This is a genomic window from Burkholderia sp. BCC0506 (assembly GCF_902833145.1).
Classification (GTDB): domain Bacteria; phylum Pseudomonadota; class Gammaproteobacteria; order Burkholderiales; family Burkholderiaceae; genus Burkholderia.
Map to the genome: position 1 here is coordinate 85,671 of NZ_CADFEN010000007.1, position 21,214 is coordinate 106,884.

Annotated in this window: 16 protein-coding genes; 12 read left to right on the plus strand and 4 right to left on the minus strand. The window is 68.3% G+C overall.

All coding sequences use genetic code 11. From position 1 onward, the window contains the following. Position 1: 1 nt before the first annotated feature. From HWX62_RS17800 to HWX62_RS17815, 4 genes are all read left to right on the plus strand, one after another. The gene (locus HWX62_RS17800) at positions 2-1,846 is read left to right on the plus strand and encodes an efflux transporter outer membrane subunit (RefSeq protein WP_175931511.1); all 1,845 of its coding nucleotides are present in this window, start codon (positions 2-4) and stop codon (positions 1,844-1,846) included. Then, positions 1,846-3,036 (plus strand): HlyD family efflux transporter periplasmic adaptor subunit, encoded by a 1,191-nt coding sequence (locus tag HWX62_RS17805; protein ID WP_175931510.1) that lies wholly within the window; start codon positions 1,846-1,848, stop codon positions 3,034-3,036. Before HWX62_RS17800 ends, HWX62_RS17805 begins: the two co-directional genes overlap by 1 nt. Positions 3,037-3,289: 253 nt before the next feature. Further along, positions 3,290-4,486, plus strand: coding sequence for a formaldehyde dehydrogenase, glutathione-independent (gene fdhA / locus HWX62_RS17810; protein ID WP_175931509.1), 1,197 nt, complete (start codon positions 3,290-3,292; stop codon positions 4,484-4,486). 186 nt (positions 4,487-4,672) lie between these two features. Continuing rightward, positions 4,673-5,587 (plus strand): LysR substrate-binding domain-containing protein, encoded by a 915-nt coding sequence (locus HWX62_RS17815; RefSeq protein WP_175931508.1) that lies wholly within the window; start codon positions 4,673-4,675, stop codon positions 5,585-5,587. Here the strand turns inward: HWX62_RS17815 and HWX62_RS17820 are convergent. The 3 genes from HWX62_RS17820 to HWX62_RS17830 all read right to left on the minus strand — a co-directional run bounded on the left by HWX62_RS17820 (position 5,576) and on the right by HWX62_RS17830 (position 9,010). Continuing rightward, positions 5,576-6,463 carry a DMT family transporter gene (locus HWX62_RS17820; protein WP_175931507.1) on the minus strand — a complete coding sequence of 296 codons (888 nt, stop codon included), beginning with the start codon at positions 6,461-6,463 and terminating at the stop codon, positions 5,576-5,578. The genes HWX62_RS17815 and HWX62_RS17820 overlap by 12 nt on opposite strands. A gap of 159 nt (positions 6,464-6,622) precedes the next feature. Next, on the minus strand, positions 6,623-7,384 hold the full coding sequence (locus HWX62_RS17825; RefSeq protein ID WP_175931580.1) for a hypothetical protein: 762 nt from the start codon (positions 7,382-7,384) through the stop codon (positions 6,623-6,625). 204 nt (positions 7,385-7,588) lie between these two features. Further along, the gene (locus tag HWX62_RS17830) at positions 7,589-9,010 is read right to left on the minus strand and encodes a PLP-dependent aminotransferase family protein (RefSeq protein ID WP_175931506.1); all 1,422 of its coding nucleotides are present in this window, start codon (positions 9,008-9,010) and stop codon (positions 7,589-7,591) included. Positions 9,011-9,273: 263 nt separating this feature from the next. Here HWX62_RS17830 and HWX62_RS17835 point away from each other — a divergent pair, with 263 nt between their 5' ends. After that, complete coding sequence (locus HWX62_RS17835; RefSeq protein ID WP_175931505.1) at positions 9,274-10,683, plus strand: discoidin domain-containing protein; 1,410 nt, start codon at positions 9,274-9,276, stop codon at positions 10,681-10,683. 55 nt (positions 10,684-10,738) lie between these two features. Here the strand turns inward: HWX62_RS17835 and HWX62_RS17840 are convergent, their stop codons facing one another. After that, a complete protein-coding gene (locus tag HWX62_RS17840) occupies positions 10,739-11,854 on the minus strand; it encodes a GlxA family transcriptional regulator (RefSeq protein WP_175931504.1) in 1,116 nt (371 codons plus the stop codon). Positions 11,855-12,209: 355 nt separating this feature from the next. On the opposite strand from HWX62_RS17840, the gene HWX62_RS17845 reads away from it, so the two are divergent. The 7 genes from HWX62_RS17845 (at position 12,210) to HWX62_RS17875 (ending at position 21,185) form a co-directional block, all read left to right on the plus strand. After that, positions 12,210-13,484 (plus strand): serine hydroxymethyltransferase, encoded by a 1,275-nt coding sequence (locus HWX62_RS17845; RefSeq protein ID WP_175931503.1) that lies wholly within the window; start codon positions 12,210-12,212, stop codon positions 13,482-13,484. Positions 13,485-13,524: 40 nt separating this feature from the next. Continuing rightward, a complete protein-coding gene (locus tag HWX62_RS17850) occupies positions 13,525-14,496 on the plus strand; it encodes a dipeptidase (protein WP_175931502.1) in 972 nt (323 codons plus the stop codon). A gap of 138 nt (positions 14,497-14,634) precedes the next feature. Continuing rightward, positions 14,635-15,168, plus strand: a complete 534-nt coding sequence (locus tag HWX62_RS17855) for a DUF5943 domain-containing protein (protein ID WP_175931501.1) — start codon at positions 14,635-14,637, stop codon at positions 15,166-15,168. A 68-nt stretch (positions 15,169-15,236) separates the two neighbouring features. Beyond that, positions 15,237-17,300 (plus strand): NADH:flavin oxidoreductase, encoded by a 2,064-nt coding sequence (locus tag HWX62_RS17860; RefSeq protein WP_006488987.1) that lies wholly within the window; start codon positions 15,237-15,239, stop codon positions 17,298-17,300. Positions 17,301-17,303: 3 nt separating this feature from the next. Next, complete coding sequence (locus HWX62_RS17865; protein ID WP_175931500.1) at positions 17,304-19,229, plus strand: (Fe-S)-binding protein; 1,926 nt, start codon at positions 17,304-17,306, stop codon at positions 19,227-19,229. A 4-nt stretch (positions 19,230-19,233) separates the two neighbouring features. After that, positions 19,234-20,403 carry an electron transfer flavoprotein subunit alpha/FixB family protein gene (locus HWX62_RS17870; protein WP_175931499.1) on the plus strand — a complete coding sequence of 390 codons (1,170 nt, stop codon included), beginning with the start codon at positions 19,234-19,236 and terminating at the stop codon, positions 20,401-20,403. Beyond that, positions 20,400-21,185 carry an electron transfer flavoprotein subunit beta/FixA family protein gene (locus HWX62_RS17875; RefSeq protein ID WP_175931498.1) on the plus strand — a complete coding sequence of 262 codons (786 nt, stop codon included), beginning with the start codon at positions 20,400-20,402 and terminating at the stop codon, positions 21,183-21,185. The genes HWX62_RS17870 and HWX62_RS17875 overlap by 4 nt, the downstream gene beginning before the upstream one ends. Positions 21,186-21,214: the final 29 nt, after the last annotated feature.

The following is a 21,214-nucleotide window of genomic DNA, read 5'->3' on the forward strand; positions in this document are numbered from 1 at the left end:
GATGCGGCGGACGATTCAAGCGGCGGGTTCGGTGCGTGGTGTGAAGGGCGGCACGATGATCGCGGCGGCCGCGGCATTGCTCGCACTGGGCGGATGCGTGCCATCGGGCTTCCTGCCGTCGCTGTCGCTGCGCGCGCCGGCCGACGATGCGCTCGCGCATACCGCCGGCCCGGGCGCGAACGGCGCGTGGCCGGCGCCCGACTGGGTGAAGCAGTTGCAGGATCCGCAACTCGACGACCTGGTCGCCGAGGCATCGCGGAACAACCCCGATCTGCAGGTCGCGCAGGCGCGGCTGCGGATCGCGCAGGCGCAGCTTCAGCAGTTCGATTCGCTCACCGGGTTGACGGGCACGGCCGGCGCGACGATCAGCCGGGCACGGATGCCGAAGCCCGGCGACATCGCCGACGTGACGGCCGGCGGCTACCGCGTGCCGGTGCAGATTTTCGGCGATCCGAACGTGTCGCCGTCGTCGATCTTCGTGGGGCTGAACTACCAGCTCGACCTGTGGGGCAAGAACCGCGCGGCGACGAAGAGCCTGATGTCGCTGCGCGACGCGGCCGGCGTCGAGGCCGAACAGGCGCGGCTCACGCTCGCCGTCGCGATCGTCACCGTGTATTGCCAGCTCGACCAGGCGTACGCGATACGCGACCTGTTGCAGCAGAAGCTGACGATCAGCCAGCGCGTGACCGCCGTGCTGCGCGAGCGTACCGCGCGCGGCCTCGACAACGCGTACGACGCGAGCGATGCGTCGATCAAGCGCAGTCGGCTGCTCGAACAGATCGCGCTGAACGACGAGCAGATCAAGCTTGCCCAACTGCAACTCGGCGTGCTGTCGGGCCGTGGCCCGGAGCGCGGGCTCGCGCTGCAGCGGCCGCGCGTGGGCGCGTTCGCGGGCGGCGCGGTGCCCGCGCGGCTGCCGGCCGACCTGCTGGGCCGCCGGCCCGACATCGTCGCCGCGCGGCTGCGGGTCGAAGCCGCGTTCGCGAATGCCGACTCGACGCGCGCGCAGTTCTATCCGGACGTGAACCTGGTCGCGCTCGGCGGCGTGTTCGCGCTGACGCCCGCATCGCTGTTCTCGCGCGATTCGCTCGCCGGCTCCGTCGGCCCGGCGATCTCGCTGCCGATCTTCGATCGCGGCCGGCTGAAGGCGAAGCTCGGCGCGGACGTCGCGCAGGCGGACGTCGCGATCGGGCTGTACAACAAGACCGTCGACGACGCGCTCGGGCAGGTCGCGCAACTCGTCACGTCGCTGCAGACGTCGCAGACGCTCGTCGCCCAGCAGCAGGACGCGGTCGCGGCCGCGCAGAAGATCGTGCAGATCGCGGCGGATCGCCACCGGCGCGGCGTGCTGATGCAGAAGGACGTCGACGTCGCGGATCTCACGCTGATCGACGAGCGCGCGCAGATGATCGCGCTGCTCGGCAAGCAGCGGACGCTGCGGGTCCAGTTGATCGGTGCGCTGGGCGGCGGCTTCGATGCGGGTGCAACGGTCGCGCAGGCGCGGACGCCGGCTGCGCAGCGAGCGCAGGGTGGGGCGGCGCGGCGCGGGGCAGCTGCTGCCGTGGCCGCGAACCGGGCAGCCGGCGCGGCCCCTTCGAACGATTCGCGCATGGGGAGCACGGCAATGTCGCCGGCCGCCGCCGCGACGCGGGCCGCGCCTGAATCCGCACGACGCGACGACAGGGCGCGCCCGTCGACGGTCGGCGCGACCCACCCCGACGCGACGCCGCGCGGCACGCCCGATCTCGCGCGCACGGCCGCGGCGAGCCCGACCCGGGGCGCGCCGGCGATGCCTGTGATTCCCGTCTTCCAGCACGATCGTCTGATCGTTACGCAAAGCGACTGATGCACCACGACAACCTTCATTCCGCCGCGCCGCCGGCCGCGCTGAACGACCCGGCACTCGACGCGCGCCGCGCGACGCGCCGCAAGCGCTTCGCGGCGTTCTTCGCGATCGTGCTGCTGGCCGCGATCGCGTGGACCGCCTACTGGCTGCTGAGCGACCGCTATTACGAAGACACCGACGACGCGTACGTCGCGGGCAGCGTCGTGCAGGTTGCCGCGCAGATTCCCGGCGCCGTGACCGACGTGCTGGTGGCCGATACGCAAGCCGTGCGCGCCGGGCAGACGCTCGTGCGGCTCGACGACACCGAGGCGTCGGTCGCGTTCGCGCAGGCGAAGGCGCAGCTCGCGCAGGCCGTGCGCCAGGTCGCGAACGCGAAGATCTCGAACACGATGTACGTCGAGGCCGTGAATGCGCGGCGCGCCGACCTGTCGCTCGCGCAGCGCGCGCTCGCCGCGCGTTCGGGCGCATCGGTCGAGATCGTCGCGCCGGAAGAATTGGCGCGGGCGCGCGCGGCGGTGGCCGGCGCGCAGGCGAACCTCGCGGCCGCGCAAGCGCAGCTCGACGCGGCGCGCGCGCTCGGCAGCAAACTGCCCGTCGACGAAAGCCCGGCCGTCGTGCAGGCGGCCGCGCAGTTCAAGCTCGCGTACCGGAACCTGAAGCGCACGACGATCGTCGCGCCCGTCGACGGCACGATCGGGCAGCGCTCGGTGCAGGTCGGCCAGCAGGTCGGGCCCGGCGTGCCGCTGATGTCGATCGTGCAGCTCAACCGGCTGTGGGTCGAGGCGAATTTCAAGGAAGGGCAGATTCGCCACATGCGCGTCGGCCAGCCGGTCGAGGTCGTGTCGGATCTCTACGGCTCGCGCATCGCCTATCGCGGCCGCGTGCAGGGCTTCTCGGCAGGCACGGGCAGCGCGTTCTCGATGCTGCCGTCGCAGAACGCGGCCGGCAACTGGATCAAGGTCGTGCAGCGCGTGCCGGTGGTGATCGCGCTCGATCCGCGCGATCTCGCCGCGCATCCGCTGCGCGTCGGGCTGTCGATGCGCGCGACGGTCGACACGCACGACCGCAACGGCCACGCGCTCGACAGCGAGCCGCCGACGCCGGCCGTCAGCACGCGCGTGCACGACGGCGTCGCGAGCGAGGCCGAGGCGGCCGCCGCCGCGATCATCCGCGAGAATCAGGGCGGATAGGCGCTTGCCGTCGCGCCGCGGCGGGCGGCTGTGCGGGCCGGTCCGGCCCCGGTGCGTGTCACCCCGGCGCGCCGCCGCCGTTTCCGCCCGACTTTCGTATTTCCGCCATCGATGTCGGCGCCGATCAAACGCATGTCGCGTTTGAGACATCGGCGCCCCTGCCTCCCGGACTACTCTCGAACAGCACGTTGCGCGTGCGCCGCATGGCGCCGGCGCGCCGCGGCGCCATCCAACGAGACATGGAGACAATACGATGAGCAGCAATCGAGGTGTCGTCTATCTTGGGCCGGGCAAGGTCGAAGTCCAGAAAATCGATTATCCGAAGATGGTCGACCCGAGCGGCCGCGCGATCGGCCACGGCGTGATCCTGAAGGTGGTCAGCACGAACATCTGCGGGTCCGACCAGCACATGGTGCGCGGCCGCACGACCGCGCCGATCGGCCTCGTGCTCGGTCACGAGATCACCGGCGAAGTGGTCGAAGTGGGCCGCGACGTCGAGACGCTGAAGATCGGCGATCTGGTGTCGGTGCCGTTCAACGTCGCGTGCGGCCGCTGCGCGATGTGCAAGGACACGCATACGGGCGTGTGCCTGAACGTGAACCCGTCGCGTGCCGGCGGCGCGTACGGCTACGTCGACATGGGCGGCTGGATCGGCGGCCAGGCCGAGTACGTGCTTGTCCCGTATGCCGATTTCAACCTGCTGAAATTCCCGGATCGCGACCAGGCGATGGCGAAGATCCGCGACCTGACCTGCCTGTCCGACATTCTGCCGACCGGTTATCACGGCGCGGTGAGCGCGGGCGTGAAGCCCGGTTCGACGGTCTATATCGCGGGCGCGGGCCCGGTCGGGATGGCGGCCGCCGCGTCGGCGCGCCTGCTCGGCGCGGCCGTGACGATCGTCGGCGACATGAATGCGGAGCGCCTCGCGCACGCACGGGCGATGGGGTTCGAGACGGTCGACCTGTCGAAGGACGCGTCGCTCGGCGAGCAGATCGCGCAGATCCTCGGCGTGCCCGAGATCGACTGCGCGGTCGATTGCGTCGGCTTCGAGGCGCACGGCCACGGTTCGTCGGGCCATGCGGAGGAAGCGCCCGCGACGGTGCTGAACTCGCTGATGGAAATCACGCGCCCGGCCGGCGCGATCGGCATCCCGGGCCTGTACGTGACGGACGATCCGGGCGCGAAGGACAAGGCCGCGCAGCACGGCAGCCTGAGCATCCGCTTCGGCCTCGGCTGGGCGAAATCGCATTCGTTCTTCACGGGGCAGACGCCGGTGCTCAAGTACAACCGCAACCTGATGCAGGCGATCCTGTTCGACCGGCTGCCGATCGCGAAGATCGTCAACGTCGAAGTGATCTCGCTCGACCAGGCGCCGGAAGGCTACAAGAAGTTCGACGGCGGCGCGCCGCGCAAATTCGTCATCGACCCGCACGGGTTGCTGGCGGCGTGATGCGCTAGCGTTCGACACGCGTCGCACGAGGCGGGCGGCTCCGGAAACGGGTCGCCCGTTTTTCGTTGCGGGAGCGAAGGCGTGGCGGCGCAACGCGGCGAATCCCGATGCCGGACGCGCGCAATTGCTGCGATAATCGTCGCCCGTTCCCGAACCCTCCACCGCTCGCGCGGCGGCGCTCCACGGATGGCCAAGTCACTTCCCCTCGCCGCGTTGCACACGTTCGTCGAAGTGGCGCGTTGCGGCAGCATGAAACAGGCGGCCGACCTGCTCTGCATTTCGCCGGGCGCCGTCAGCCAGCATGTCCGCAATCTCGAGGATCGCCTCGCCGTGCGCCTGTTCGAGCGCACCGGCCGCGAACTCGAGCTGACCGGCACTGGCCGCGCGCTGTTCGACCAGCTCGCCGGCGGCTTCAACGAGATCGAGGCCGCATGGGCGAACGTGCACGGCGCGAACCGGCGCATCGTCCGCCTCGCGGTGACGACCACCGCATCGTTCGCGAACACGTGGCTCGTGCAGCGGCTCGGTGCGTTCCAGGCCGCGTATCCCGAAATCGAAATCACCGTCGAGACGCGCGCGCAGCTCGTCGATCTGCGCCGCGACTACGTCGACGTCGCGATCCGGCACGGATTGGGCCGCTATCCCGGCCACGCATCGTTCCGCATCTGGACGCCGGAGCTGTGGCCCGTGTGCAGCCCGCAGCTGCTCGATCCCGCGCGCCCGATCGACGCGCCCGCCGACTGCCTGTCGTACCCGCTGCTGCAGGACGCCGACCGCGCCGACTGGGCACTGTGGCTGCGCGCGCAGGGGATCGAGGATGCGCGTGCGCCGCGCGGCGCGAGCTTCAGCGAGGATGCGTTGCTGATCAAGGCCGCGGTCGCCGGGCAGGGCATCGCGCTGGTGCGCGACATCTATGCGCGCGACGAAGTCGCGGCCGGGCGGCTGGTTCGCGTGCTCGTGCGGCCGTGGCCGACCGAGTTTTCCTATTACGTCGTGTGCAGCGAAGCGCGCCGGCACGAGTGGAAGATCGCCGCGTTTCGCGACTGGCTGGCGGGGGAGATCGGCGGCGACGATCGCGACGCGCCCGATCTACTGGCGTGACCCGCGCACGGCAGCCGGCGCGAAGCCCTTGAGCTTGCCCGTCGCGAGCGCGGTGCCGAGCAGGATGATCGCGCACCCGGCGACCGTCTGCACGGTGATCGTCTCGTGCAGGAAGATCGCACCCCACACCACGCCGAAGATCGGAATCAGGAACGTGACCGATGCCGCGTATTGCGCGCCCGCGTTGCGAAGCAGCCCGAAATACAGCAAGTAGGCCACCGCCGTGCAGATCGCGCCGAGCAGCACCACCGCGATCCACGCGGACGCATGCACGGGGCCGTGCGGCCACATCGGCAGCGCGAGCGGCACGAGTGCGATGGCCGCGAACAACTGGCTGCCGAAGGCGGACACGAACGGCCGCACGTTCGCGAGCTTGCGCTTCGAGTAGTGCGCGGCGAACCCGTACGACAGCGTCGCGAGCATCGCGGCGGCAATCGCGCGCGGCGCACCGGGCGTGCCGGTGCCGAGCGCCGAGCCGGCGAGCACGACGACGCCGCCGAAGCCGAGCGCGAGGCCGATCGCCTGCGGCTTCGTCAGCGGCGCGCGCAGCCACACGTACGCGACGATCGCGGTCCATAGAGGGGTCGTCGCATTCAGGATCGAATCGGTGCCGGCCGTCACGAACAGGGCCGCATAGGTCAGCAGGCAGAACGGCAACGCCGAGTTCGCGATGCCGACGACGAACAGCGGCACGACGTGCGAGCGGAATTCATGCCGCGCTTGCGCGTGGCGCAGCACCGGCGACAACAGCACGGCCGCGATCGCGACGCGCAACGCGATCAGCGGGACGACGCCGAATTCCGGCGCGCCCATGCGCATGAACAGGAAGGACGCCCCCCAGATGGCAGCCAGGGTCACGAGCTGCAGTGCATTCATCGACAGACTCCGTTCGGTGGATCGGCCGGCCGGCGTGCGATAAGTGCCGGCGCGCGAATGACCCATTGAACGCCAGTCGTCCGTCGCGACACAAACGAGGTTTTTCGACGGGTGGTTTAGAAAATTGAATCGACCGGCGCGCGGGCCCGCATCGCGCGCTCAGTGGCCGCGATAGAGTTTCGCGAGTTCGGCGTTGCTGGTCGCGGCGCGGCGTGGACGCCCGGTGTGCAGGCTGACGCGGCGGATCGCACGCGTGCGATGGACGGTGTCGCGGTTGCCTTTCCAGTCGGCCACGCGGACTGCGCCGGTGCGTGTCCGGTCAGGCGCGCGCAGCGACGGCGCGGCGCGCGCAACCGCCATCCTGCGAGCGGGTTGGGCGGCGAGCGGAGCGGCCGATGGTGCATGGGCCGCCGCCTGCGTGCCATCGGACGAACGAAACGGGTAGACGGGGGCCGGCACGACCGGTATCAAGGGTTCGTTCGACGCTTGCAGCACGGCTTCGGTCGCGATCGCGGCCGGCGGCGCAGCGGGGCCGCGGCAGACGGGGTCGGCCTTGCAGGTCTGGTCGACCGTCACGTAGCCGCCGACCAGCAGCACGAGCGTCAGGATGCTCAGGATCGGCGCGCTCGATGCGCGTGGCCGCTGCAACGCCGCGTTGCGCAGCGCGCGGGCGACGCGCGACGACCACGTGTGGAACGAGCGCGGCGCCTGCGCGGCACGTGCATCGGCCGGCGTGCGGCCGATCGGCTCGAACGGCCAGTTCCACCGACCGCAGACGGGGCAGTGCTCGAGCGCGCGGAACGCCACGAAACCGCATTCGCGGCAGCGGCAGCACGTGGCGTGTCGCGATTCGGCGCGCGCATTCAGCACGGCGCGCCAGGCATCGCGCGCGCGGACGCTCCGGTTGGGCAGCACGCGCATCGTCAGCGACCGGCGGGTGCCATCGTCGGGTGATGCATCGGCGCTCGTTTGCATTCGGTGTTCATGTGGATTCTCCATAACATCGGACGCTTGAAACGCGTTCGTTCGCAGCCGCCTGCCGCTTCATTCTTGGTCGTTCGCGCGTGAAACGCAAGGCGCACGTCGCGCGTCGCGTGTCGCACGTTTCGTGCCGCCCGTCTTGTGCTAGCTACCGCGCCGCTGCCGGGCCGCGAGCGTGCCGAGCGTTTCCAGCGCACGCTCGACGGCCGGTGTCCACGGCCGCCCGTAGTTGAGCCGCAAATAACGGCGGAACCCGCCGGTCGCGGAAAAGATCGGCCCCGGCGCGATGCTGACGCCGCTTTCCATCGCATCGTCGAACAAATGCATCGCATCCAGGTGCGGTGGCAACTCGATCCACAGAAAATACCCGCCGCGCGGCGCGAACACTTCGGTGTCAGCCGGAAAATACGCGCGCACGGCCGCGAGCATCTGCGCCTGGTGCGCGGCGAGATTGCGTCGCAGCTTGCGCAGGAACCGGTCGTATGCGCCGTCGCGCAGGTAGCTCGAAATCGCCATCTGCGCGGGTACGTCGGCGGCTGGCGCGCTCGCGCCTTTGGCCTGCCGGATCTGCCGCGCGAAGCGGCCGGCCGCGACCCAGCCGATCCGGAACCCGGGCGCGAGACACTTCGAGAACGATCCGCAATGCAGGACGAGCCCGCTGTCGTCATACAGTTTCGCGGGGCGTGTGGGTGCCGTGTCGAACTGCAGCTCGCCATACACGTCGTCCTCGATCAGCGGCACGCCGCGCGACGCGAGCAGGTCGATCAGCGCGCGCTTGCGCTCGTCGGTCAGCGTCGCGCCGGTCGGGTTGTGGAACGACGTCATGAACCAGCATGCGCGTACCGGATGCGTGTCGAGCGCTTCGGCGAGCGCGTCGAGGTCGAGGCCCGTGCGCGGATCGACCGGAATCTCGATCGCCTTCAGATGCAGGCACCGGACGGCCTGCAGCACCGCGTGGAAAGCCGGCCGTTCGATCGCGACGATGTCGCCCGGGCGCGTGAGCGCCTGCAGGCTGAGCGTCAGCGCTTCGGTCGCTCCCGTCGTGACGACGATTTCCTCCAGCGGCAGCGACGCGCCCGCGCTCAGGTAGCGCAACGCGATCTGGCGGCGCAGCGCGTCGTAACCGGGCGGCAGGCCCGCCAGCAGCTTCGTGCGATCCATGTTGCGGGCCGCCGACGCGACCTGACGCCACAGGCCGTTCATCGGAAATAGCGAATAGCTCGCGAATGCCGAGCCGAGCGGCACGATGTCGTCGCATCGGAGGGAGTCGAGCAGGCGGAACAGCGCATCGTCGTCGCCGGTTTGCGTGGCCGCCGGCTTGCGGGGCGGATCGTGGCCGAACCGTACGCGCTTGTCTTCCAGGTTCGCAACGAAATAACCGGACCGCGCCCGCGCGACGATCAGGCCCTCGCTTTCGAGCGCGTAGTACGCGCGAAACACCGTGGACGGGCTCACGCGATACGCACGGCATGCCGCGCGCACGGTGGGGATGCGCGCGCCGGGCGCCAGGTCGCCGCGCCGGATCGCGTCGGCGATCGTCTTTGCCAGCACCGCATAGCGCTTCATGCGTGCCTCCCGGCCGTTGGACCTCGATGACAAAGAGTAGTACGGCAGCCGTCACGTGCAAGCGCGCCCCAAATCGCTGATCCGTATGTTTCAAGCGCGCTCTGATCCTTTTCTTTCGTCTGACCAGAAGGCAAACTGCCGCAAGTTTTGTTCCCGATGTCCGACCGATACGGAATTCACGCTCCCCGACGGCGGATCCGTGACGCCCGCGCGTGCCGCGTGGGTCCTTGTCTGCGGCGTCCTTACCTTAGGAAGCATCCAGCGTGAAACTGAAGACCCTCGTCGCGGGCCTCGTGGCCGGCATCGCCCTCAACCAGTTCAGCGGCGTGGCAGCCGCGGCCTGCGTCAACAATCCCGCCGCCCAGCCGAATGCGACGTTCCCCGCCGCGCTGACCGGCAAGCTCGTCTACCACAGCTACGTCAAGTACGGCGACGGCACGAGCCAGCTGTTCCTCTACGATTTCTCCGCCCATACGCTGACGCAACTCAGCAAGAGCGCGTGGGGCATCACCGATCCGATGAACGGCGTGTTCAGCCCCGACGGCAAGTGGCTCGCGTTCATGGGCATCAGCAACGGCGCATGGAACGTGTTCATGCTGCAGCTCGGCGCCGGCACGCCGCCCGTCAACATGACGAATAGCACAGGCGCCACGCGCAACGAAGACCCGAAGTTCAGCGCGGACGGCAAGACGCTCGTGTTCAAGCAGAACGGCGACGTCAAGCAGGCGACGCTGTCGTACACGAGCGCGGGCCCGGCGTTCACGTCGGTCGTGAGCCTGACGAACGCGCCGGCCGGTGCCGAATACTCGATGCCGTTTCTCGCGCCGGACGCGAGCGCCGTGTACTACGCGACCGGCACCGGCTCGAACATGGGGCTGATGAAGCGCACGATCGCGACCGGCGCGACCGCCGTGTTCGATCGCCCGGCCGGGCTGCAGACGTACTACCCGATCGTGCGCGCGGACGGCATGGTGTACTACGCGCGCTGGAAGGACAGCGGCGGCGCCGACCAGATCTACGCGAAGACGGCCGACCCGGCCTCGACGCCGAGCGCGCTGGCGCTCAACGACTGCATGAGCAACAACTCCGACCCGGCGCCGGTAAGCGGGACCAACTATCTGTTTTTCTCGTCGACGACGGCGGGCGGCTATCAGCTCTACGTCGGCGACGTGACGACGGGCCAGCGCTGGAGCCTGTCGCAGTTCGGCGTGAATGCGGACGCGACGAAGGCGAAGCTCGGGGCGAACTACTACGGCGGGCCGGCTGTCGCACGTACGCTGCTGTCGCAGGGGCGGCCGGCAGCGGCATCGGCGAGCTACAACGCGTCGCTCACGCCGGACAAGGCGTTCGACGGCAACACGACGAGCACGCGCTGGGATTCGCCGGAAGGCACGGGTGTCGATCCGCAATGGATCTCGGTCGATCTCGGTGCGACGAAGACCATCAGCAGCATCGATCTGTACTGGGATGCGGGCGCGCTCGTCTATCAGATCCAGACGTCGAACGACAACGCGAACTGGACGACGATCTACTCGACGAGCAACGGCGTGTCGTACGGGCACGTGACGCTGCCGAACCTGAACGGGCATGGCCGTTACGTGCGGATGCTCGGCACGAAGCGGGCGACGCAGTGGGGGTATTCGCTCGACGAAATGCAGGTTTGGGGATCGTGAGTGCAAACAGAAAGCGGCCTTCAAGGCTGCTTTTTTGCCTCAGGTATTGGACCCTTCACGCATGCAGCACATGCGCCGGAAATGCCGCCCCCGCACTCGTCGCACCCTGCGCCAGCGGCGCAACCTGCTTGCGCCGTTCGCGCGTCGGCGCGACGCCGAACGCATCGCGATAGCTCTTGCTGAAGTGGCAGGCCGACTGGAAGCCGCATGCCATCGTGATGTGCATGATCGACATGTCGGTCTGCAGCAGCAGCTCGCGTGCGCGGCGCAGCCGCAGCGTCAGGTAGTAGTGCGTCGGCGTCATGCCGAGATGTTCGCGGAACAGGCGCTGCAATTGCCGCTGCGACATGTTCGCGAGCCGCGCGAGCTCCTCGCGCGACAGCGGCTCTTCGATGTTGTTCTCCATCAGCGAGATCACTTCGAACAGCGACTTGTTCGCCGAGCCGAGGCGAGCAACGAGCGGCATGCGCTGTTGCGCGCTCGTGTCGCGCACGTGCTCGACGATGAACTGTTCGGCGATCTGCGTGACGCGCGCGGTGCCGACGCGCGCGGCGATCAGGTTCAGCATCATGTCGAGCGGCGCGACGCCGCCCGTGCACGTGATGCGGTCGCGGTCGATCACGAACAGTTCCTTCAGGAAGCGCGTGTCCGGAAACTCCTCCTTCAGCGCCGACATGTTCTCCCAGTGGATCGCGCATGCGTAGCCCGCGAGCAGCCCCGACTTCGCGAGTGCATAGGTGCCCGTGCACAGGCTGCCGAGCGGGATGCCCGAGCGCGCGAAGCGGCGCAGCGTCGACAGATGGGCCGGCGTCGTCGCACGTTGCACGTCGACGCCGCCGCACACGAACACGATGTCGGGTTGCCCCGCGCATTCGGCCGGGCCCGTGTCGACCGTGAGGCCGTTGCTCGCCGTGACCGGGCCGCCGTCCGGGCTGATCACCGACCAGCGGTAGAGCGGCTGGCCGCTCAGGTAGTTTGCCATCCGAAGCACCTCGATCGCATTGGTGAACGCGATCATCGTGAAGTTCGGTAACGGCATGAACGCGAAGTGGGACAGCGACGCTGTGCGGTCGGGCGACATGGGGAGCGTTCCTTGAATCTCTAATAGCTTTTGGCCCGGGGCACGGATCGGGCTGCGGTATTGTGTGAGCGAGTGCAACAAGCGTGCCATACGGCTAAACCCTAGCTCCATACGTTGTCTGGGCGTCGGGCCGTTGCTGCACTGCACCGTATCCGGGAGACGCCGCACGCGAACGTGCGGCAAACGCACTGCCGGTGTGCGTGTCCATAGGTGAACAGCCGACACCGTTTCACGCGGCCCTCCCGAAAAGCACGACCGGTCACTTGTATAAAACGGACGCGCATGGCGGAAAAGGCAAAGAACGCGTCTAAATTCATCAATCCGCCGAAAATCCGAACGACAAGAATAGAGCCGTCGGCAGCCTTGCACTGGACGAGCGGGAAACCCAGGCACGGCGGGCCTTGAGCTTCGGTTGCAGCCCTTTATTCTTCGTCACGGACGCACTATGTCGAACACCCAGCCTTTCTTCTCGCAGCCCCTTGCCGAGCGCGACGCGCCGGTGCGCAGCGCCATCCTGAAGGAACTCGAGCGTCAGCAGTCGCAGGTCGAGCTGATCGCGTCGGAAAACATCGTGTCGCGCGCCGTGCTCGAGGCGCAGGGCTCGGTACTGACCAACAAGTACGCGGAAGGCTATCCCGGCAAGCGCTACTACGGCGGCTGCGAATTCGCGGATGAAGTCGAGGCGCTCGCGATCGACCGCGTGAAGCAGATCTTCAACGCCGGCTATGCGAACGTGCAGCCGCACTCGGGCGCACAGGCGAACGGCTCGGTGATGCTCGCGCTGGCGAAGCCGGGTGACACGGTGCTCGGCATGTCGCTCGACGCGGGCGGCCACCTGACGCACGGCGCGAAGCCGGCGCTGTCGGGCAAGTGGTTCAACGCCGTCCAGTACGGCGTGAACCGCGACACGATGCGCATCGACTACGACCAGGTCGAGGCGCTGGCCCACGAGCACAAGCCGAGCCTCATCATCGCCGGCTTCTCGGCGTACCCGCGCGCGCTCGACTTCGCACGCTTTCGCGCGATCGCCGACAGCGTCGGCGCGAAGCTGATGGTCGACATGGCGCATATCGCGGGCGTGATCGCCGCGGGTCGCCACGCGAACCCGGTCGAGCACGCGCACGTCGTCACGTCAACCACGCACAAGACGCTGCGCGGCCCGCGCGGCGGCTTCGTGCTGACCAACGACGAGGAGATCGCGAAGAAGATCAACTCGGCCGTGTTCCCCGGCCTGCAGGGCGGCCCGCTGATGCACGTGATCGCCGGCAAGGCGGTCGCGTTCGGCGAAGTGCTGCATGCGGACTTCAAGACCTACATCGACAACGTGCTCGCGAACGCGCAGGCGCTCGGCGACGTGCTGAAGGCCGGCGGCGTCGATCTCGTCACGGGCGGCACCGACAACCACCTGCTGCTGGTCGACCTGCGTCCGAAGGGCCTGAAGGGCGCGCCGGTCGAGCAGGCGCTGGAACGTGCGGGCATCACGTGCAACAAGAACGGCATCCCGTTCGATACCGAGAAGCCGACCGTCACGTCCGGCATTCGCCTCGGCACGCCGGCCGGCACGACGCGCGGCTTCGGCGTCGCGGAGTTCCGCGAGATCGGCCGCCTGATCCTGGAAGTGTTCGACGCGCTGAGGGCGAACCCGGAAGGCGACCCGGCAACCGAACAGCGCGTGCGCCGCGAGATCTTCGCGCTCTGCGAGCGCTTCCCGATCTACTGATCGGCCCCCCACAAGAACAGTCACACGAGCGAGAGCAGATATGAGCACGCTGCATCAGGACAGCATCATCATCGACGGGCTGAACATCTCGAAGTTCGAGAAGCCGGTGTTCGAGGACATGCGAAAGGGCGGTATCACGGCCGCGAACTGCACGGTGTCGGTGTGGGAGAACTTCACCAAGACCGTCGACAACATCGGCGTGATGAAGAAGAAGATCCGCGACAACGGCGAGCTGCTGACGCTCGTGCGCACGACGGACGACATCTTCCGCGCGAAGAAGGAAGGCAAGACCGGGATCATCCTCGGCTTCCAGAACGCGCATGCGTTCGAGGACAACATCGGCTACATCGAGGCGTTCGCAGACATGGGCGTGCGCGTCGTGCAGCTTTGCTACAACACGCAGAACCTGGTCGGCACCGGCTGCTACGAGCGCGACGGCGGCCTGTCGGACTTCGGCCGCGAAGTGATCACCGAGATGAACCGCGTCGGCATCATGGTCGACCTGTCGCATGTGGGCGGCAACACGTCGTCGGAAGCGATCGCGTTCTCGAAGAAGCCGGTGTGCTACTCGCACTGCCTGCCGTCGGGCCTGAAGGAACATCCGCGCAACAAGAGCGACGCGCAGCTGAAGGAGATCGCCGATGCGGGTGGCTTCGTCGGCGTGACGATGTTCGCGCCGTTCCTGAAGCGCGGCATCGAAGCGAACATCGACGACTACATCGAGGCGATCGACTACGTCGTGAACCTGATCGGCGAAGACGCGGTCGGCATCGGAACGGACTTCACGCAGGATTACGCGAAGGAGTTCTTCGACATGCTGACGCACGACAAGGGCCGCTATCGCCAGCTGACGAACTTCGGCAAGGTGATCAACCCGGACGGCATCCGCACGATCGGCGAATTCCCGAACCTGACGGCCGCGATGGAGCGCCACGGCTGGAAGGAGTCGCGCATCCGCAAGATCATGGGCGAGAACTGGGTGCGCGTGTTCAAGGACGTGTGGGGCGCGTAAGCACCCGCCGGGCCGAACCGCTCCCTTCGTTTCAACATAAAAAAATCGGGACGTGCCAGCGCTTGCCGCGCGGGCACGCGGACGATGTCGCGCCTGCGCACTGAGCCGCGCGGCCAATTTCCTCACGGAGTCACCACGATGCAACCGCAACTGCCGATCAACGTCGATCCCGATACCGGCGTCTGGACCACCGACGCGCTGCCGATGCTGTACGTGCCGCGCCACTTCTTCACGAACAATCACGTCGCCGTCGAGGAAGCGCTCGGCGTCGAAGCGTACGCCGAGATCCTCTACAAGGCCGGCTACAAGTCTGCCTACCACTGGTGCGACAAGGAAGCGAAGCAGCACGGCATCGCCGGCATGGCCGTGTTCGAGCACTACCTGAAGCGCCTGTCGCAACGCGGCTGGGGCCTGTTCTCGATCATCGAGGCCGATCCGGCGAGCGCACGCGCGAAGATCGAGCTGCGCCACTCGTCGTTCGTGCTCCAGCAGCCGGGCAAGGAAGGCAAGCTCTGCTACATGTTCGCCGGCTGGTTCGCCGGCGCGATGGACTGGGTCAACGACACGACGCCGGAAGGCAAGGGCGCGCCGCGCGCGTACTCGAAGGAAGTGCAGTGCGCGGCCGAGCATCACGACCACTGCGTCTTCGAAGTGTCGCCGATCGCGCACTGATGCATTGATTCACCGAAGCAGAACAACACCCGCAACACGAGACATTCGAACGCCAGAGGTCGCCAGCGATGCGTTATCCCCACCTGTTCAAACCCATGCAGCTGAACCAGCTGACGCTGCGCAACCGGATCGTCAGCACCGCGCATGCGGAGGTGTATGCCGAGCCGGGCGGCCTGCCGGGCGACCGCTACATCCGCTACTACGAAGAAAAGGCGAAGGGGGGCGTCGGCCTGGCCATCTGCGGCGGCTCGAGCCCGGTGTCGATCGACAGCCCGCAAGGCTGGTGGAAATCGGTGAACCTGTCGACCGACAAGATCATCGATCCGCTCACGCGTCTGGCCGACACGATGCACAAGCACGGCGCGAAGATCATGATCCAGGCGACGCACATGGGCCGCCGCTCGTCGTTCCACGGCGAGCACTGGCCGCACCTGATGTCGCCGTCGGGCGTGCGCGAACCCGTGCACCGCGGCAACGCGAAGATCATCGAGATCGAGGAAATCCGCCGCATCATCGGCGATTTCGCGGCGGCTGCGAAGCGCGTGAAGGCGGCCGGCATGGACGGCATCGAAATCTCCGCCGCGCACCAGCACCTGATCGACCAGTTCTGGAGCAAGCGTTCGAACCATCGCACCGACGAATGGGGCGGCAGCCTCGAAAACCGCCTGCGCTTCGGCATCGAAGTGCTGACGGCCGTGCGCGAGGCGGTCGGCAAGGATTTCTGCGTCGGCCTGCGCATGTGCGGCGACGAATTCCACGAGGACGGCCTCGATCACGAAGCGCTGAAGGAGATCGCGCAGGCGATGTCGGAGACGGGCCTGATCGACTACCTGAGCGTGGTCGGCTCGGGCGGCGACACGCACAACACGATCGCCAACTGCATGCCGCCGATGGCGCTGCCGCCGGAGCCGTTCGTGCACCTCGCGGCCGGCATCAAGTCGGTCGTGAAGATTCCGGTGATGCACGCGCAGAGCATCCGCGATGCGGGCCAGGCCGAGCGCCTGCTCGCGAACGGCATGATCGACCTGGTCGGCATGACGCGCGCGCAGATCGCCGATCCGCACATGGTGATCAAGATCCGCGACGGCCGCGAGGACGAAATCAAGCAGTGCGTCGGCGCGAACTATTGCATCGACCGCCAGTACAACGGCCTCGACGTGCTGTGCATCCAGAACGCGGCGACATCGCGCGAAGCGACGATGCCGCACATCATCGAGAAGTCGCGCGGCCCGAAGCGCAAGGTCGTGGTGGTGGGCGCCGGCCCCGCGGGCCTCGAGGCGGCGCGCGTCGCGAAGCTGCGCGGCCACGACGTCGTGCTGTTCGAGAAGAACGCGGAAGTGGGCGGCCAGGTGATGATCGCCGCGAAGGCGCCGCAGCGCGAACAGATGTCGGGGATCATCCGCTGGTTCGACATGGAAACGAAGCGCCTGGGCGTCGACCGGCGTCTCGGCGTGGCCGCCGACGAGAAGATGATCATGGCCGAGAAGCCGGACATCGTCGTGCTCGCGACGGGCGGCTCGAGCTTCACGTGGCAGGTGCCGGCGTGGGGCGTGGCCGAAGGCCTCGCCGTCAGCTCGTGGGACATCCTGACCGGCAAGGTCGAGCCGAAGCAGAACGTGCTCCTGTTCGACGGCGTGAGCACGCATGCGGGCGCGGGCGTGGCCGACTTCATGGCGAGCCGCGGCTCGAAGGTCGAGGTGGTGACGCCCGACGTGAAGGTGGCCGACGACTGCGGCGGTACGACGTTCCCGATCTTCTACCGGCGCCTGTACGCGTTCGGCGTGATTCCGACGCCGAACACGATGCTCGACCGCGTCTATGAAGAGAACGGCAAGATGATCGCCGTGCTGCGCAACGAGTACACGGAAGAACTGGAAGAGCGCGCGGTCGACCAGGTGGTGATCGAGAACGGTTCGTCGCCGAACGACGAGCTGTACTGGAAGCTCAAGCCGGAATCGGTGAACCGCGGCCAGATCGATCCGCACACGCTGTTCGCGGCCGAGCCGCAGCCGTGCCTGTCGGAAGAGCTCGGCAACGGCCGCTTCCTGCTGTTCCGTGTCGGCGACTGCATCTCGATGCACAACGTCCACGGGGCGATCTACGACTCGCTGCGTCTCGTCAAGGATTTCTAAAAAATGAATCCGGCTTTCCTCATTACCGCACTGCTGTGGCTGTCGGTGGCGGGGCTCGCGTTCGCGGTCGCGAAGCGCTCGTCCTACTGGCGCCTGGGCCGCGCCACGGCGCCCGGCTCGTTCGGCGTCGCGAACCTGTTCGCGATTCCGAAGCGTTACTTCGTCGACCTGCACCATGTGGTCGCCCGCGATCCGTACATCGCGAAGACCCACGTCGCGACCGCCGGCGGCGCGATCGGCGCGCTTGCGCTGGTGTTCGTCAACTACGGGCTCGCGATCTATTCGCCGTGGCTCGACAAGCTGATCTTCCTCGCGGCGCTCGCGATGCTGGTCGGCGTGGTGTTCGTATGGCGCCGCCGCGCGGCGAAGAACGTGCCGGCGCGTCTGTCGCGCGGCCCGTGGAATACGCTGCCGTGGCTGCTCGGTTCGTTCGCGCTCGGCCTCGTGCTGTTCATGCTGGTGCCGACCGGTGCGATGTCGGGTGCGTTCGCGGTGCTCTGCGCGCTGCTGATCGGCATCGGCGCGTTCACGATGACGGTCGGCGCCGCGAAGGGCGGCCCGATGAAGCATGCGATCGCGGGCCTGCTGCACCTCGCGTTCCACCCGCGCCAGGAGCGTTTCGCGGCGACGCGCGAATCGTTCACCGGCAACGGCACGGCCACGCCGCCCACTGCGCTGAAGCTGCCGGACATCGAGCATCAGGAATACGGCGTCGCGAAGCCGGTCGAATTCCGCTGGAACCAGCTGCTGAGCTTCGACGCGTGCGTTCAGTGCGGCAAGTGCGAAGCCGCGTGCCCCGCGTTCGCGTCGGGCCAGCCGCTGAACCCGAAGAAGCTGATCCAGGATCTCGTCGTCGGGATGGCCGGCGGCACCGATGCGGCGTATGCGGGCAGCCCGACGCCGGGCCTCGCGGTCGGCCAGCATCGCGGCGAGCCCAACGGCCCGATCGTGTCGGGCCTGATCGAGGAACAGACGCTGTGGTCGTGCACGACCTGCCGTGCATGCGTGCAGGAATGCCCGATGCTGATCGAGCACGTCGACGCGATCGTCGACATGCGCCGCAACCGCACGCTCGCGCACGGCACGGTGCCGGGCAAGGGGCCGGAAGTGCTCGCGAACCTGCGCGAGACGGGCACGATGGGCGGCTACGACACGGCCGCGCGCTACGACTGGTCGGTGGACCTGAGCGCACCGGTCGCGCAGCCGGGCAAGCCGGTCGACGTGCTGTTCGTCGCGGGCGAAGGCGCGTTCGACATGCGCTACCAGCGCACGCTGCGCGCGTTCGTGAAGGTGCTGAACAAGGCGGGCGTCGACTACGCGGTGCTCGGCCCGAGCGAGACCGACACGGGTGACGTCGCCCGCCGCCTCGGCGACGAAGCGACGTTCCAGCAGCTGGCGAAGCGCCTGATCGGCACGCTCGGCACGCTGTCATACCGGCAGATCGTGACGGCCGACCCGCACGTGATGCACAGCCTGCGCAACGAATACCGGGCGCTCGGGCTGCGCGTGACGGTCAAGCATCACACGACCTATCTGGCCGAACTGGCCGACAGCGGCAAGATCGCGCCGAAGGCCGTCGAGGCGCTGCAGGAGAAGCGCACCACCTATCACGATCCGTGCTACCTCGGCCGCTACAACGGCGAGACCGAAGCGCCGCGCAAGCTGTTGAAGACGATCGGCATCCAGGTCGTCGAGATGGAGCGCAACGGCATGCGCGGCCGCTGCTGCGGCGGTGGCGGCGGCGCGCCGCTGACCGACATCCCCGGCAAGCAGCGCATCCCGGACATCCGTATCGCCGACGCGCGCACGATCGGCGCGGACGTGGTCGCGGTCGCGTGCCCGAACTGCACGGCCATGCTCGAAGGCGTCGTGGGCCCGCGCCCCGACGTGCTCGACGTCGCCGAACTCGTTGCCGCCTCGCTGGAGTGAATCGATGAATACGATCAAACGAATCGATCCGCGCCGGCCGTTCATCATCACGGCCGCCGGCCTGAAGCGCATCACGCTCGGCGAGGAAGGCAGCGCCGATGCGAGCGCCGCGCAGTGGTCCGCGCACGGCCATGGCGCCGCGGCCGCGAAGCCGCGCCGCGCACTGCAGGACCCGAAGCGCGTGATGCTGGTGGTCGCGCACGGCGAACGCGGTGCGCTCGACGACCATTCGCGGCAGGCAATCGCCGCCGCGGCCCTGCTCGCCGATGCGCAAACCGAGGTCGCGCTGCTCGCGTTCGGCGAACTGAAGGACGACGTGGCGGAACTCGGCGTCGACAAGCTGCTCGAGCTGACCGGCTTCGATCGCCGTGCGTTCGATCCCGAAAGCGAACTGCAAGCATTGCAGGCCTGCGTGGCCGCGCTCGCCCCGAAACACGTGTTCGTGCCGGACAACGCGACGGGCGACGGCGATCTCGGCCGGCGTTACGCGGCGGCGGCCGGCGCGAGCGTCGCGACCCACGTCGTCGAGATCGACGCGAAGCATGTCGGCGCGTATGCGCAGGCCGGCCGCGCGTTTGCGACCCGTGCGCTGCCCGACGTGATCCTGCTCGCGCAGAACGCCGTCGACGCGAAGCTGCCGTTCGTCGGCGCGGGCGAGCGCGTGGCCGCCGATTTCATCCGCCCGGCGCATGACGCCGCGCAGCCGTACCGCGATCTCGGCCTCGACGAAATCGACGCGGCCCAGGTCGCGCTCGAGGAAGCCGATTTCATCGTGTCGGCCGGCAACGGCGTGTCGGACATCGGCGCGTTCGAGCGGCTGGCCGGCGTGTTCGGCGCGGCGATCGGCGCGAGCCGCGTCGCGGTCGACAACGGTCACTTCACGCGCGACAAGCAGGTCGGCGCGACCGGCAAGACGGTCGAGGCGAGCGTGTACATCGCGTTCGGCATCTCGGGCGCGGTGCAGCACCTGCAGGGGATCAAGGACTGCCGCCACGTGATCGCGGTGAACCTCGACGGCAGCGCGCCGATCGCGAAGCGCGCGAACCTGACGGTGGTCGGCGACGCGCAGGCGACGATCGCCGCGCTGATCGAGCAGGTCCAGGCCGCGCGGGCCGCGCGCGGCGAATCGCCGGCCGCGGTCGGCACCCGTGAACCCGAAGGAGTCGCCGCATGAACGCCCCTCGCCCCTTGCAACGCATCGCGGTGCTCGTGTCCGTCGGCCGCCATCCGGTCAGCGGCGTCGCGCGTTACAGCCGCAACGATGCGGCCGCGCTCGAAACTGGCCGCCAGCTCGCGGAGCGGCATCGCGCGACGCTCGACGTGATCCATGCCGGCGACCCCGCGAATGCGGCGCTCGCCGAGTATCTGGCGCTCGGCGCGCGGGAGGTCGAAGTACTGGCCTGCCGCGACGGCGACGACGCCGTGCACGCGCTCGCCGCGCGCATCGAGGGCTACGACCTCGTGCTGACCGGCACGCGCGCCGAGGGCGCGTACGACACCGGGATGCTGCCGTACCGCATCGCGGCCGCGCTCGGCTATCCGCTCGTCGGTTCGGCCGTCGACGTGACGGTCGACGGCGGCCGCGTGGCGGTTCGGCAATTTTTGCCGAAAGGGCTGCGGCGGCGTGTCGACGCGGCGCTGCCGGCCGTCGTCGCCGTCCACCCGCTCGCCGGTGTCGAGCCGCGCTATGCGTATGCGCGGCAGCGTGCCGGCGCGATCCGGCCGGCGCTCGCGGCGAGCGGCGCGGACGCCGACGCCGCCGCGTGGACGGTCGGCCCGGTCGAGCGCAAGCCCGTCAAGCTGGTCGCCGCCGAGAAGCGCTCCGGGCATGCCCGGATGCTGTCCGCGACGACGACCGAAAGCCGCGGCGGCAACGTCGTAAATGAAGGGAGTTCGGTCGAAAAAGCACAAGTGATCCTCGCGTATTTGCGCGAGCATCAGCTCATCGACTACTGATTTTGATGCCTGTCGGCAAGAACCCAGGG